Origin of the sequence: Paenibacillus lentus (assembly GCF_042714055.1) — a bacterium.
Classification (GTDB): domain Bacteria; phylum Bacillota; class Bacilli; order Paenibacillales; family Paenibacillaceae; genus Fontibacillus; species Fontibacillus lentus_A.
This window is the reverse complement of the sequence record NZ_JBHGVC010000005.1, coordinates 511520-527109: the sequence shown is the minus strand read 5'-3', so window position 1 is coordinate 527109 and position 15590 is coordinate 511520. Positions and strand designations below refer to the sequence as shown.

Genomic DNA, 15590 nt, shown 5'->3' with positions numbered 1-15590 from the left:
TGCTAGTCTTATGCAAGATATAGACATCACTAGCCTGCTTATATGTAAGCTTCCATTTGAATAACAGTAGTTCTCTCTCCAGAATCTTTTGCAGCTAATTGAAAGTTAAAGCAGTAGGTGAAAGCATTACTTCAATAGACTATTGCAGATCAAGTTGAAGTTGAATGCTTATGACAAAAAAACGCCACCCCAAAGGGCAGCGTTATCCTATTGCTTAACGGCCAGAAGCCTTCACAAACTCATACACAGAATCAACCTTTTCCTTGGTCAAATCTCCACTGTTATCGAACACGAGGACTGAGGATTTCGGGATGTCCCAGTTGATTTCCGGTACGAACTGAACACGGTGCTTGAAGTCGTCCCAGTGCTCCAGCTTCCAGGTATCGCGCTCGGTCTGGCGGTCGATGATGCGCTGCTTCTGTGTTTCCATATCGCTTAACGTGACGACGATAACCTTCACGTCAACTTCGTTTTTCGTAAGACCTGCGGCGGAAATGACGTCTTCGATCCATTGCTTGTTCTTTAATTCAGCCGTAAAGGGAGAGATCATGAACACGTTCTGTCCCGCAGCCAGGTTCTCGATGCAAATATCCATGGTAGTGTCGTACTCCAGATCGCGGAGATGCTTCTTATAGAAATCGGAGTCACGGTCGTTTACGTCGAGACCGTTCATCTCCAGTATTTTCTCAACGAATCTTCCGCCTACGGTATCCCTGTCCAAGAAAGCTGCTGGAATTCGATCAGCGATCTTGCGGGCAACTGTAGTTTTCCCTGTACCAGCTACCCCTACAAAAAAAACAAGCTTTTGCACTCCAAATCCCCCTAACTTTTAGATAAAAACAGTGTACCATTGCTCAGTTGTGGAGACAACGGCCTAGAGGCACATGAATTAGCCTCTGCACGTCACTTCTCAGTCACTGCCCTCGAATTTTCCATTCCTCCACGTCAGGCTCTTTGCTCCATCTTTAAGACTGATTTGCCCTATTCTAAGGCTGAGCCGCATCAGACTGCGGCTGTTCTGGCTCCATCTGGCCCTTCTGTCCCGCCTTGGCCTCAGCATCCTTGCGCGTAATGACCGTATATTGCTGATCGCCTACCTTGATCACGCTGCCAAGAGGAACGTTTACCTTCTGACCTAACGGAACCGTTACGCGGGAAGAGTAAACGACCTTCGCCTCGCCGTCGGGAGCGTTGTTTGAGGTTCCACCAGGCTGATTTACGCCCGACGTATCGGACTGGCCAGCCCCCGCTGCATCAGTTCCTGATGTCCCGGTTCCGGTAGTCCCACTTTGTCCGTCCCCTTGACCGGCTTGGTCACCCTTGCCATGGGCAGCTCCTTGTTCTCCAGCATTCGTCACAGATCCACTCTTTGTGCCGGCTGTATCATCAGCACCAGTTGGAGCATGGCCTGTCCCGGCACCGCTTCCTGTTCCATCCAAAGCTCCGCCGTTTATTCCTCCGTTAGTCGCTAAGCCAGAACCATTTGCGCCCGTGGCGGATTGCCCTTTAGAGTCACCTTCAGAGCCGCCTGCGCCAGCACCGTCTGTTCCAGTTCCTTCGGCATTATCACCATCAGGTACTGCACCATCAGCCTTGCCGCTGCCCGGAGAATTCGCCCCATTGTCTAGGCTATCCGGGCTCCCTGGATTGCTCTGGTTGTTTGGATTGTCCGAATTGTTCGGACTATTCGCGCCATTTCCAGCGGAATCCCCGGCACCACCCGCACCCTCTGCACAATAAGCGTCGAATTTCAGATTCGCAAATTGCTGAATGGCCTGATCGGGCGATTCGATCGACAGAGCCGCAGGGTCGAACGCTTTACACTTCTCTGCCCCGGCGAATAGAAACACCAGTGAAGTCGTTTCCGTACCGTCGGCACCTATCACATTGTCGGCATACACGAGCACCTCTGGCTCCACGGCTGGAGCTGGAGGAGGGGCAGCCTCCGTAGGCGGCTTGGCACCGCCAAGCAACCCTTGCTGCTGCATGACGAGTAAAATGCCTACTAGTACCACAAGACTCCCCATTAGAACGAGTGCGGTTAATCTGACCTTCTTCCCGTTCTTTGCCAGAAATCGCTTAAACGGTGAGGATAGCTCCAGGCGTATTTTGGCGAATACGGCAGCCAGCGGCGCTCCTGCCTTATCGAAATAACGAGTCCGGTAATCCCGGTTCTTAAATGCGTTTGGATCATGCTTTTTAAAATAATTCAGCAAGGCTGCACTGTAAGCCGGAACGATGCCACGGGAATGGGCAAATAGGGGCTGTCCCTGCGACCAGAGCATAAACTCGTAGATCGTCTCCGGATCCTTCGCATTCCGCTGCAAATAATCCAGCAAGGCCGTATAGTCGATGAGCCCTTTTTTGGAATCATAAAAAGCCAGCACGATTTTGCCGAACTGGGCCGGCTCTACCGTGGTTTGCAGCCACTTCCGTCCCTGCTGCTGCAGCCGCTCTACGTCCGCCGAAGGCAAGCCTTTGAGAATATCCTCCGACGCCTCGCGCTGGGCAAACCATTCGTACAACGCCTGCAGCATATCGACATGGTTACGCTGCCTGCCCTCAAACAGCAGTCCAGCAAAGGCATCCGGTCTCGCCAAAAATTCGGCTGCAACAATCTGCTCACGGGTCAGCTTGTCCAGCTCCAGCTCATCCAGAAGCACCTGCTTAGCGGCGAGCGAAAGCTTCTCCGCCAGCTCGGAATCCGCCAGGGTCATGCCGCGATCCGTCACCGGAGTTCTACCCCATTTGCGGATAGTGTCCAGTACCATATGTGCCGCTGGCAGCAATTGCTGCTCCTTCCGCAGCCTGTCCGTCAGCGCCTTAACCGCGTATTCTTTGAAGGCTGCATTGCGCAGCACGCCTGGATGGGCAACGGCCCAGGTATGCACGACGTTCAGCACTTCCCTTGCCTCGCGCGCTTCTTCAAATTTACTCTGCATGTACGGCTCGAATAACGCACTTTCCAGCTCGCTGTGCTTCAAGATGAGGTCAAAAAACACCTTGCTCAGCTCAGGCTGGCTCTCCACCAGGCTATATAACGAACGGGACAGCTCAAGCTTATTCCCTGTCAGGGCATTATTAATGGCATGAATCAAATAATTAATCAGCTTGGTTCCGTAGCTTCTGCTCTCCAGGCGATAATAATCCCTGAAGCATTCTACGATGGCCAGCTCAGCCACATTCCGCTGCTTCACCGCATCGAATTCCCGGTCAAAAGCAGCGAGAAATATATCATTTAACCGTATTCTCGATTCCAAAGCGCCCGCCGGCTCCAAATAGCCCAGCAAGCCGCGCAGAACGGTTATTTTATGAGCCTCGTATAAGTCCCAGTTTCCAGCTTCGATCTGATAGAACACGGATAGCTCATGGTAGCTGGACAGCAGTGTTCGGCGCTGCGGTTCCATATCCGCCAGCATCTCGTCTGCGAAGCGGTGGAACTCCTCCAGCCGCTCCAGCTCGCCTATAGCCTTCCAGACCATGTCGAGGTACGGCTGTCTTCCTTCATCCAGCTCATCCTGCGGGACGCGTCCGCTGGCGAGATCGAACACATAATCCTTCTCGATCTCCCGATCATTGGGACGAAGACTGCCGCGCTCCACAAATTGCAGGTGAATAAACTTTCGGCTCTGCGGCTCCTTCGCATACGTGATGAAGCCAAGACGGCGGCGCAGTTCGAACGGCAGGCAGGCAAACAGCACCTGAAGCAGTGCGGAGGCCGCTGCCGAGATTTGCTCTGCCGGGACATCCAGCGCAACATAAACTTTTTTCCGCCCTTCGCCAGCGGCGGTCATAACCGCGAACAGCAGCCGCTTGAAGGTCTTCTCGTCAAGCTTCAGCTCATGCAGCAGTTTCTCGGCCATCAGGCGCGGAAGACCCTCCTGCGCGTAACGCGGGTTCTGCGGAATGTGCTCAAGCTCCGGCAGCTGCCGGCCGATTTCCGGGACGTATTTCTCCGCGAAAGCCGCTTCAAGATAGTCGCGATAATGGGTGACGATCTCATCCCGCCGCGCGGCTGGAATGACGTAATTATGCGTCAGGAAGGCGCTGCGCAGGCCGGTAAAATCGGCCGACTGATAGATGCTCCGCCCCAGCACCGTATCGCCGCCCTCCGTATGGAACAGATGAATTGCGGGGGGGTAGCCGGCGTCGTCCTTCTCCCCCCGGGAAACAAGCTCCGCAGGGGCATCATATCCACAGAATGGATGAAGCTGCTTTTTGATAAAAACCGCATCCAGTCCATCCGATACCGCCACCGTATCAAAGCCCTCCGTCCCCCGAAAAATACCGCTGCGCTCCCGGGTATAAATCTGCTGCTGAATCAGGTCAGGGGATGATCGCTTCATGCTCAAAACGTTTCTCTCCCCTCAATATAGTTCAGCTTATACAGCAGCCAAATGAACGGTTCGTCCACGCGAATCGGCTGTACCACGTCCTGCAGCTTCTGCTCCACTGGATTGCTGCCCAGTGCGGATACCGCGAAATAGCCCGTGTCCTTGAAATAAACGTCCATGGTGCCTTTGAACGGCCGATCGACCTTCTCGATGAAGCGGCGAATTTCCCCGTCGATATTTTCGAACTCGGTCAAATTGAAATATTTGCGGTGGATCGCATTGTTAAAAATATTGCTGTTCGACTTGATATACTCTCCCTCTTCATCCTTCAAGGCGTGCAGCATATCGCTTTTCGTCAGCACGACGGCCGTCGGAATATCCGTCTTGCCCTGATCCTCATAGGCGATAAAATCCCCGAACATCGTCAGCACGACATCCCGCGGTTCATCATATTGCGACACCAAATCGCCCGGCTTGTCGCCGACATTGATTCGAATCTTCTCCCGAATCGAACGGATTTGCAGCGGATCGACCATGAACAGCAGCCCTGAGGAATTTTTAATATGCTGTCCCTGCAGGCCCAGATAGTCCTGATCGACCATGCCCTCCCCGGCGACATCGAAAAAGACCAGCGTCAGCGGCGGCTTCGACTCATCCTTGAACACAAATTGGAAAATAAACGGCTCCTGCATTTTCTCCTTCTGCGTAGAGGCTAGCAAATCGCCGCGCTCGAACAGCGGCTCCTCGTACATCGTGCGGAATTTGCGGCTGATCTCCGCATTCAGCGGCATGCAGGCCGCATCGAAATGATCCGCCGTCGTGTTTTGCAGCGTATGGATCAATGCGGTCATATACACGGATTTCCCTACTTGGGAGGCACCGACGATCGAAATGATGTTGCTCGGCACCTTACCCGCCGTCACGGGCAGCTCATTATGGCAGTGCGGGCACAGTCTGCGCCGGGTCACCTCGCCATAGCGGTCATTCAGCCCGATCAAAACATGATCGGAATAAATCAAATGCTCCGGCGGAACATCATGAGGACGCAGCACCGCCTCCATATCATAGACGGTATCAAGCCCAAACCGCTCCCGGTATCTATTCAGCGCCTCATCCTCGCCCAGTGCGTAATCCTCATCGTCCTCACGATAATGGGTCGCCCGAAAGACGACCTCCCCCGGCGTAAACTTACTGAAGCAATAGGGGCAGACAATATCATAAAATAACGGCCGCGGCTCGGCCTGCGGCTTTCTTTTGAACAAATCAAACAAGCCCATCGTTCATTCCTCCTCGCTTACGGTGTACCTATTCCGGGATCAGCTCATAAAATCGGCCGTATTTGCGGCCATCCGTAAAGAACAGCCGCACATAATCGTTCTTGCCGACCTCGATGACTGGCAGCGTGCTTCTGCCCGCCGGAAAATCGCGGAGAAAAGGATACACCGTCCCGTCTTCAATACTTGCCGGATAGCTGTCCTGTTTTTTCACATAACATAATGCTTCCTTAGGAACCTCTACTTCGGCCAGCACCGATATTTGTACCGTCTTATATTTACGCAGCAGACTGCTCTTCTGCCGGATGGAATAACGGATTTTAGCCCGTCCGGTGCTGATCTCCACCGTATTCTCCGCTCCCGGCTGACGAATGAGCAGCTTCTCTCCATTGTCCATGACGCAGGCATATACGGTATAGAGCACCAGACCGACCTTGTCGATCCGGTCGCGATATCCGCCTGCTGCCTTATATTCCTCGCGGGTATACAGCTTCAGTCCCTCGATCGAGGAAGGAGATTCCTCCCTCCCATACGATCCGCGATCCGCAGATCTTTCGTCGATATAAACCGCCTGCATGCCTTCAGGCCACTGCCATCGGAGCAGGCAATGATCCTCATCGAGCTTGTAGCTCAGCTGTGTGATGAGCGGCAAGCCTTCTTCCGCTTCGACAAAACGCATTGCTATGCCCCCTTACGCTTTAGAATCCTCTGCTGCGCCGATCCCGAGGAGGCTCTGAATACCCTGCTCCGGCATTCTGAACCGCAGCTCCTCTGCGGCGTATGCCGGTTCGGACTCCGTTCTCGCGCATCGGCACGACGACCGTGAACATCGTCATCACTGCGGCCAGAACGAGACAGGCGAGCAGCCGGATCATCGCGTCGCCGACCGGCGCGCCATCCAAGCCGAACTCCAGCAGCAGACCGGCAAGCAGGCCGGATACGGCTCCCCCGATGGTGAAGCTTTTGGCTAAATAGCGGTTATCGAACATGAGGCCCAGCGACAAGCCCAACAGCGCCCCGAGCCCCAGGACAAGCACGATTCTCAGGATCATGTAATAAACGCTGTGCTCCATGAGTCCAGTACGTTCCGTGACGAGCGTGCGGTCATCCAAATTGTCGTAAATTTCCCGGAAGACGAAGGACAAATTAGCCGCATCCGCCTCGTCGTAATACCGCCCGCCCGTTTGACTAGCGATATCCTTGAGCAGGGAAGCTCCTTCGGAATTGCCATATCGGCTAAGTCCCAGACCTACCGTATTCACGACTACGCCCAGGCTCCGATAGTCGGACAGCGCTTCCGCCGTGTTGACGTCGCTGAAGCCGTCGGACAGCAGAATCGCCATAGCTCCTCTGGAGCTGGCCAGCCCTTTAATTTGCTCTATCCCGGATTCCAGCGCCAGCGCGATATCCGTACCGAAATTTGTCGGCTCCAGCGCATCAATCACGGCATGAACTTCATCCTTCACCCCTTGATCCCGAACGCGAATAAATGGCTGTATCAGCTCAGGCGTATCATTGAACACAATGACCGCCACCTGCTTGCTGCTGTCCATTTGATCCACGAACGTTTTGGCGGCTTCATAGCGCAGATCGTCCGGATCCGTCTCCATCATGCTCCCGGAGTTGTCGATGATGAGCACGATGTCCTTCACCGTTTTGGCTCGGCCGACATTCATCTCATAGATGAATTCGAACGCGACTCCCGCCAGAAGCAGCATCGCGAGTGTTGCTGGAACGAGCAGCTTCCAGGAGGTGCCCATGTATCTCTGCCGCCAGGATGCTCCGTTCAAACGCGGAGAAATCATTTCTGCGATCAAGCAGAACAACCCGATTGAAAGGGCAAGTATGCCGAAATAAAGCCCGATGAGCAATATCCCGGGCATCCGGTCAGACAGCCGGCCTAACAGCACCTCTCCGATTACGAACCCGACAGCCCCGCCAATGAGGCTGAACAGCACCAACAGCCAGTTTATTTTACGCTGCATACACGTACTTCCTTCCCACAATTTTTATCTTGCATGCCAGACCCTCCGGCAAAACAGACCCCACCCACAAGGGAGCATAGCAAGTCTACGCAGGCGATTAACGCAGCTTAGGCAATAAAGCCCGATCTATTCCGTGAAATTCATAACCGTTCTGCGAATAAGTTTCATAGTAGACCTTTCCGTTCAGGTAATACATCAAATCCTCCAGATGGAAGCCGCCCATCAAATTCAGCTTCTCCAGGCCGCTGCTTCTTTTCTCATGAACACAGCCCAACTTGTAAATCCGGGACGTCTCATCTGCCCGAAAAATATGCTGCACGAGCTCGCTCGTATAATCACCGAATACATATTTTTCCTCGTAACGGTGCTCCTGGGTGTAATCGTATAAGCGTACCTGGATCGCAGCGTTGTCCTCTAGAATGCGGTACAGCTTCTTAAACAGCTCCCCCTTGGTCAGAACCGTCTTATTGCCATACTCTACCGTCACATTGGCCCGCTGCAGCAGCTCCTCTTCAAACGTGCGCGAGAACAGCGGCGAGGCCAAAATCGTCTTCCGGCATACCTCGATCAGCCGCTCCGTCAGTCCATCCGTGCCGTTCTCCAGCAGCCTGCGCGAATCCCCGAGGGCACCCTCGGCAAAAAAAGCTTGCCGCCCCCGCTTCGCCTCCCACTGCTCCATCAAGTCGGCGGTTACCCGCTCGTAATATTCCATAATATTCTGGCCGATATAGTCATCTGCCGTCTTAATGCTTCCCAGCGCCGTATCGCGCAGCTCCTGCTCCAGTGCCTCCAGCTGCATGATTTCAGTGCGGTATCGGCTGTGCAGGGCCTGCATGGCCTCTTCCAGCTTGGCAATGAGCTTCAGCCTCGTCTCCAGCAGCAGAATATCCCGCTTGCGGGAGTATATGTTGTCGAATAAATAGCGAATCAAGCTGCGCAAATTATGCCGATCCATGAGCGGAACGCGCGGGAAGGACTGCTCTTCCACCCGACCTTGGCGGAACTGCTCCAATTCGGCCTTGGCCGAAGCCAGCAGCAGCTCCGTTTCACGTCTGCTGTTGCGCAGCTGAACGGCAACGCCTGCATCCTCGTCCCGCTCCCCCGTCCAAGCGGACAAGGCGTAAATCTGGACGTCGGGATGCTGTTCAAGCGACCGCGTAACCGCCTGATCGAGCCACTCTGCGGCACCGAATCCCTTCAAATGCCGGGCCGCCTCCTCCTGGAAGTTGCTGCGGAAGAATTCCTCTCCGCCGCCGCCGAATAGCGTCTCCTCCGCTTCCCGGAGCGACAGCTTGCGGATAGCCGAGTAGCTGACATCGTTCGTCATCAAGCCGTGCATTTCGCTTAAGCCTTCCGCAGGAGGCAGCATGCTTCCGGCGGCCCGCTCCAGCGCGGCTGCATCTAATCCGAAGAAGCTCAGCTTCTCGGCCCCGCTCAGCGGAGGCTCCTGCTTCATCCGTTCCAACAGGCCGCGGTAGAAGTGATAGAGGACCGCAAGCGCAATCGATTGGTTCGGGCGCTTCACCTTGGACAGCCCGGCAGAGACGAAGCCCTGGCGCCCGGATTCCGTCATGATATTGTTTTTGAACGAAGTATTGTTATAGGCTGGATTATTCGCTCCCCAGGCCTGCTCCTTCTGCTGCCTGTTCTTCAGCAGGCTGATATGCGAAATGATCTCATAGCAGCCCTGCATGCCATTTAGGGAGGCGATTCCCCGCTCATCCCGATCCGACAGCACGTAAACTAGATCAAACAGCGGAGACGGCGAATGAGTAACCGGGATCGAGATGCCGTCCTCCGTCACGTGAAGCGGGGCGCTGAACTCGTAATCCGGCTGCTGCATCAGTTCCAGCTCGCGGAGAAAAGCCACCCCCAGCGAGCTGCTGTAGCCGAACGCTTCCGCCCCCTCGCGTTCGCTGATCAAGGCGTACAGATCAAGCTGCACCGCCTTGAACGATTGGCGGAAAATCGCTTCCGCGAGAAGCGAAATTTCCGGGACAAACACATTAAGCGGGTCATCGACCCGCGTAATGATCGAGAGGCGAACCCGGTCAAAGGACGGGTACAGCCTCCCATACTCGGCCAGGGCGCCGCTCGCCTGCCGCAAAACCCGGTTCAACGCCGGCAAGCCCTCGCCTGCCTCGTAGAACTGCCGATAGATATCGCGGCGCGAGGTAGGAGCAGCCGACCCCTCCTGCACCGTGACCGGGATACGGTAGTGCAGGAGACGGGCTGAAGATGTAGCACCCGATTGGCTAGAAGCGCCCCATCCTTGCATTCCCGCAGCACCCGGGGTCTTTATCGGCTGACCGGCTTGCGACCGCTCTTTGATCTGGGCTTCTGGCGCCTCCCCATATGCCGATAACTGCTCACCGTTTGGCATCCGCTCATGGCCTGGCGTTCGCTGACCGTCGACAGCGGCAGGCTCGCCTTCCGTTCCGGCATGAATGTAGATCAGGCCCTCGCTGTTCTCCCACTTTTTCTCATTCATCTGCATTAACGGCCGGATAGCCTCTTTGCTCTTGTCTCCAATAAACAAAAATACCGCGGGATAATGAATGCTGCTCTGGTCATCGCCCAGATCCGTGTTCCGCTCCTCCGCCCAATCATAGGCAGCGGCGAATTGCTCCAGCTTCTGTCTGACCATTATTTCAGCCTTCTGCGAATATCGTTCAGCTTCGTGGCTACCTGCTTGTAGAACTGGTACATCTCTTCCCCGTTAGCCAGCTCCACCTTCTCGTATTCCAGCGAGTCCCGCCCCTCCTGGAATCGTTCGGCCAGCTCATCCAGCGTCTGCAGCAGCGGCTGGATATCCTCGGAGGTCGTTAGCTCCGTATCGCGGCGCGACGCTTTTCGCATCAAGGCGCTGCGGTTCTTCTCGTCCAATCCCCGGAAATGCGTAAACACTTCATATTCTACATAATTGCGGCTCTTCATCAGATTGGCGAACGGCTCCCATGCCTCTTCCTCCGGATCGCGATCATAGACGTATAGCGCGCCTTTTTTCGTAATCGTTTCGGTATAGAGCGCCTCAATGAACTGCTCCAGCCACTTCTCTTCATCCTGATGCTGCTCCAGCACCGCATCGAGCTTCGAGGCCATTGCCGTAATCTCGTCGTACTTGGCGATCTCCTGCCGCACACGGGCGATCATCTCCGGAGTACGGATCAAGTTCTCCTTGGCCAGCTCCTCGTTGATGCTTCCGAAGATATCTTTATCGCCCTCTTGCGGCAATCCTTCGGTCAGCAGCCGTCTAAGCTCTACCGCCGCCCGCTTCACTTCGCCCAAATTCGGCTTCGGAGCGTCCAGCCGCATGTCATAGGCAGCCAGCTTGCTCTCCAAATCGAACGGCTTCGTAAATACGACCGAATACCGGTTGCTCGTATTATGGTCGACATCCTTTTCCACGATGACCTTAAGCTCCAGCGCTTTGGCAAACTCCTGGCGCACGCGTGCATTGTAGCCCTGCACCCGGGAGTTGCTGTAGGTGTCGCCCCAGGATTTCTCTGGAATCGGCGAAGGCAGATACGTCCAGTTATTTTTGTCCGTCTGCACCAGGTGGCGGCCGATCCCTTCCTTATCGAGAATCGTCCGCTCGTAGCTCTCCTCATACACCTTCAGCGGCGTATAGACGAACAAAGGCACGCCGTTGCGTGTATTCAGCCAGAAAATCCGGTTCTTCACTTCGCTTTCCTTCACCGTAAAATGGGACTTGCCGACTGCATTGTTCTGGTAGTTGCGGATCCCTTTAAGGATGCTTGGCGCCTGCACCGGAACCGATACGAAGCCCCAGGAAGGAAAATGCAAGTTGCCCGTGCTGTTCGACAGATGGAAGACAGGAACCGCCTCTTCGTCCAGTTTGCCGGCAATGAAGCGCTCCACTAGCTTCTCGATCGACTCGTCCTGACCGTATTTAATGACCAGGAAGTCCTCCATCGATTTCGTAATGAGATCGCCGAACTTATCGGATAGGAAATCGGAGATCGAGCTGACGATATCGATTTCATGCTCCTTTACCCACTGGTTCGAATTGTTCAGCAGCTCCAGGGAAAAATCGCGGATCAGATCGTCGACGTCCTTCTGATCCATAATGCTGCTAACGACCTTGGATATATCCGGGACGCTGACGATATTCCAATAGTAGGTTTTATTGCCTTTATGGTCGACCTGCTCCTCGCCGCTCGTCAGGATGTCCCCGTTCTTGGCGAAAATCGAGCTCAGCGCATTCAATATTTCCGTAAACACGCTGTAAATCCGGTTATTCTCCTGATTGAGCAGCTGATACAGATCCTCATAAAATTCGATCATTTGCTCCGTGCGCTCGACGTCGGCATGCAGCCAATATTCATGGATTTTCGCTTCGATATAAGCGTTCTTTTTCTTCTCCTTGGAGACGAATGCGCTCTTGGCGTCGCCAAGCTTCTCGTGCGCTTGATCCTGCGCCGCCTCAATGTCGCGCGGAATGCGCAGCAGGTTCTCGCGAAGCGCCTCAATATAGGACAGAAGCATCTTCAGCAGGCAGAAGCCTTTTTCCGTGTAGATCAAACGGGACACATAGAACGGCCCCTGCTCCGGATGCAGGAAAAGACGGCGGATCTGCTCGCTGAACTGCTCCAGCACCTCGCCGGGCAGCTGCTTCTTCGCCTTGATGTACTCTTCTCTGGCCCGGGCCAGGAAGGTTTGCTCCAGCTCCGTGTCCATGTTCACGACCTGGGACTTAACTACATTGGCGAAGCTCAGCCGCTCGCTGTTCTCGTAGCCAGGCAACGGCTCTGGAACGCGGGACTCGAACGTTTTTATCATGCTCTCGAGATCGATGCCCAGCTTGCGGGCAAACTTCTCGACATCCTCCTGGTTCGGCCCCTGCTGAAACATCTTCTCCATTTTTCCGAACAAACGGTATGCCAAATATGTGGTCATTTCCTCAATCGGCAGCACCGCAGAGGATGCCCCGATAATGTTGTATTCATAATTCGCCGGGTACATCTTGTTCATTTGCGCGATGTTCGTGCGAATGTTGCTGATGTAATCGTGGATCGCGAACTCCTCGCCAGACTGCTTCTCTTCGCTCGCCATGAAGTTCGTAATATTCTCGGCGGTTACGTTCATGCAATAATCATAGGCGTTCTCCAGCAGCTTACCCTCGGTGTTCGTCGCTGATATCAAGTGGCACAGATTAAATGGCGGGAGCGGAGAATTAACGCTGAGAATGTTGCCATACTGCTGCTTGAACCGCTCGCCACGGCTGTCTACGTTCATCCAGTAATCGAGCTCTTTCAATGCTGCATAGCCGTTCTTCTTGATGTATTCGCGCGTATGCTCGCTAAGGCTCTTGTTGGACAGGTTAATGTCCGGCGTAAACAAGTAACCCAGCGTATTCACCCGGTCGATCCCGGCCGAGCCGTGATCGCGCTCGATAATGCCGCGTACGATATAAGCGATGTCGAGGAAACAGCCGCTGCCCGTGCCGCCGGACAAGCCGGTCAACAGGAATACCATCAGCTTCTTGTTCGTACCTACCGACAGCGTTTTGATTTTCTTATCGATCGCCTGCACGACCTGATTGATCTTTGTGAACAGGAGCAGCCGCCCGGCCTGCCGTACGCCTGCCGCCCCGTTCATGCCGTCCGTAATGCTAAGCTCTGGAGACAGCCAATCCGTAATATACGGCTCTAAAATGCTGCGGTTCTGCAGCAGGCCGCCAATCTCCGGGTTCGACAGCAGCACGAATTCATTGATCGGATCGAGCCCGATTCCCTTGTAACGCTTCGTGCGATCCTGCTCGTTCGTCTCGAAAGCGAGGAACTCCACGTTGTCGGGCTTGTCGCGTTTTTTCTTGGACAACGGATCCTCCGGCAGCTTAAAGCGTCTGTTGATTTGATATTTCAAACGAAGCAAAGCATCGATGCCCGTGCCGCCCAGGCCAATAATGAGGATCGGATTGTCGATCGTATCGACACGAATTTTGTCGCTGACGATGCCTCCGCCTAGTGAAACGTCCAATTGCTGAATATGCTCTCTGACTATCGGTTTCATATACATTCCCCCCAAATTTATACCAGGTACTCTATGAAAATCGTCTTATCGATATGCTGCAGCGGCAGGGTAACCCGGTCTCCGCTCTTCAGCTCAAGGCCTGCGCTGGCATCTACGACCCGGCCGGATTTCTCGACCGGGGCTGCCGAACCATTGCGCAGCATGATCCGATCCCCCTTGGCCGGAACAAAGATCACTTTCTCCGTCTCTTTCAGCTCAGGCGCAAGCTGCAGCAGCTGATGAAGATTGAATTTGCCCTTGAAGGCGTTCAGCTTCTTGTACTGCGGGAACGACTTCTCGTTCGTGTTCTCGTCTCGGATTTCGATGACGATTTGCCCGACAAAACCGCGATTCGCTTTCTTCACGGCCGCTGCAATGAAATAGGCGGCTGCCGCGAGAACGGCTGCGACTATGGCCGAGATGACGACGGTAAGCCACGGAAATGGCTTTTCCTCTTCTCCAGTGGCCGGCGTTGTCGGCTTCGTCGTCGCCGCTCCCCCGGACGTTCCCTTGGCACTGATTGTCACCGGATCGGACTCCCGGTAGAAGCTTCGCTCCTCGGCGCGCACCTTCAGCTCATAATCATGGGCTTCAGAAATTTTGAAAGTCCCTTCAAATCTATCGCCCGTATTGTTCAGTTTAACTTCCTCAGTATCGCCGCTGTCCAGATCCTTCACGAGCAGAACAGCGTTCATGTTCGCGTACAGCTCGGCGCTTTGCAGCTTTTGCCCGTTGCTTGTCAGGTACGCCCCGATGTTCACCTGATCGCCGGACTTATGACCGCCAGCTGCAATCGGCTCCATCTCCAGCTCCAGATCGTAATTGAAAACGAGATTAATGTCGATCTTGTCCTTGGACGCGCCTTTGACCCGCAGCTTCCAATCTCCCTCGGCCGGACTCAGCAGTTTAATGAGAGAGTAGCTTTTCGACTTCGACAGCAGCACTTCATCCGAAGGAACAGCTACCTTATCCCCGGCCGGATTGACCAGCTCCGTCTCAACCGGCTGCGCCGACATGATCGAGATGTTCGCTTCAATCACATTCGCGTTCGGCACGTTGACCGTGACCTCCTGGAAGCTGCCCGTGCCTGTCATGCTTTGAATCGGCACGATCTTCAGCTTCAGATGGCTGGCGAATATTTCGCTAAGGATCCGCGGAAGATCATCCGCCGAGCTGGTCGAAAAGGACTTCGCGCCCGTCTGGTTCGCGAGGTCTTCCAGCGGCTCCTTGTTCAGCTTGCCGTCGGCATTCAGCCCGATCGTATAGATGGGGATGCCGGCTGCTTTCGCTTCCTCGACCGCTTGATTCAGCTCCTGATCGGAAGCGCTTTGCGTTCGCCCGGAGCTTTTGTTGAAATCGTTGTTGCCATCGGCAAGCAGGACAATCATCGGCTCGTGATTGGGGTCAGCGCTTTTTTGCAGCACCTTCACCGCTTCCTTGACCCCCACCGCAATGTCGGTGTACGGCCCCCGATCCAAGCCATCGATGAAATCCTTCAAATCCTGCTTATCCTCAGGAGATTTGATTTCGAGCAGCGCCTTTTCGCGCTGTACTTTGTCCGTATAGGCTATGATACCTACCTTATCGCCCTGCGTGGACAGCATGTCGATGAACATCTTCATCGCTTCATTGCCGACTTTATTCGAGTCGCTCGTCTTCATAGAGTTACTCACATCGACAACGAGCACCGCATCGATTCGGGAGCCTGGCTGGTTCCCCTTCGCTGCCGGCGCAGCTCCATAAATGTTGGAGCCCAGCGTAGAAATGAGTAACCAAACGACGGTAAAAGCCGTTAATATACGTAAAGACTGCTTATAACGCTTCTGCATAATCGTGCTCCTTTATTCTAGTTTCAGATAGTATAATTGTACTAGAGATTAAATCAAGATGTATAGTTTTCAAGCGGAGCTGAACAATTCTATCATCCCAAGAAAAACTTCCGCTAATCACGGTCTGGCTAC

The 15590-nt window shown here is 54.3% G+C and carries 8 protein-coding genes; all 8 read right to left on the bottom strand.

What is annotated here, in order from left to right:
• Positions 1-214 precede the first annotated feature (214 nt).
• The 8 genes from ACE3MQ_RS14940 to ACE3MQ_RS14905 all read right to left on the bottom strand — a co-directional run bounded on the left by ACE3MQ_RS14940 (position 215) and on the right by ACE3MQ_RS14905 (position 15458).
• Positions 215-811 (bottom strand): P-loop nucleotide/nucleoside kinase family protein, encoded by a 597-nt coding sequence (locus ACE3MQ_RS14940; RefSeq protein WP_379393927.1) that lies wholly within the window; start codon positions 809-811, stop codon positions 215-217.
• A gap of 175 nt (positions 812-986) precedes the next feature.
• A complete protein-coding gene (locus tag ACE3MQ_RS14935; protein ID WP_379394092.1) occupies positions 987-4346 on the bottom strand; it encodes a GAP1-N2 domain-containing protein in 3360 nt (1119 codons plus the stop codon).
• Positions 4347-4348: 2 nt separating this feature from the next.
• Positions 4349-5611, bottom strand: a complete 1263-nt coding sequence (locus ACE3MQ_RS14930; RefSeq protein ID WP_379393925.1) for a hypothetical protein — start codon at positions 5609-5611, stop codon at positions 4349-4351.
• Positions 5612-5639: 28 nt separating this feature from the next.
• Positions 5640-6287: a beta-mannanase gene (locus tag ACE3MQ_RS14925; RefSeq protein WP_379393923.1), complete on the bottom strand. Its 648-nt coding sequence runs from the start codon at positions 6285-6287 to the stop codon at positions 5640-5642.
• A 19-nt stretch (positions 6288-6306) separates the two neighbouring features.
• Positions 6307-7593, bottom strand: a complete 1287-nt coding sequence (locus tag ACE3MQ_RS14920; protein WP_379393921.1) for a vWA domain-containing protein — start codon at positions 7591-7593, stop codon at positions 6307-6309.
• A gap of 97 nt (positions 7594-7690) precedes the next feature.
• On the bottom strand, positions 7691-10240 hold the full coding sequence (locus ACE3MQ_RS14915; RefSeq protein WP_379393919.1) for a transcription initiation factor TFIID: 2550 nt from the start codon (positions 10238-10240) through the stop codon (positions 7691-7693).
• Positions 10240-13629 (bottom strand): tubulin-like doman-containing protein, encoded by a 3390-nt coding sequence (locus tag ACE3MQ_RS14910; RefSeq protein WP_379393917.1) that lies wholly within the window; start codon positions 13627-13629, stop codon positions 10240-10242. The genes ACE3MQ_RS14915 and ACE3MQ_RS14910 overlap by 1 nt, the downstream gene beginning before the upstream one ends.
• A gap of 17 nt (positions 13630-13646) precedes the next feature.
• A complete protein-coding gene (locus ACE3MQ_RS14905) occupies positions 13647-15458 on the bottom strand; it encodes a vWA domain-containing protein (RefSeq protein ID WP_379393915.1) in 1812 nt (603 codons plus the stop codon).
• Positions 15459-15590: the final 132 nt, after the last annotated feature.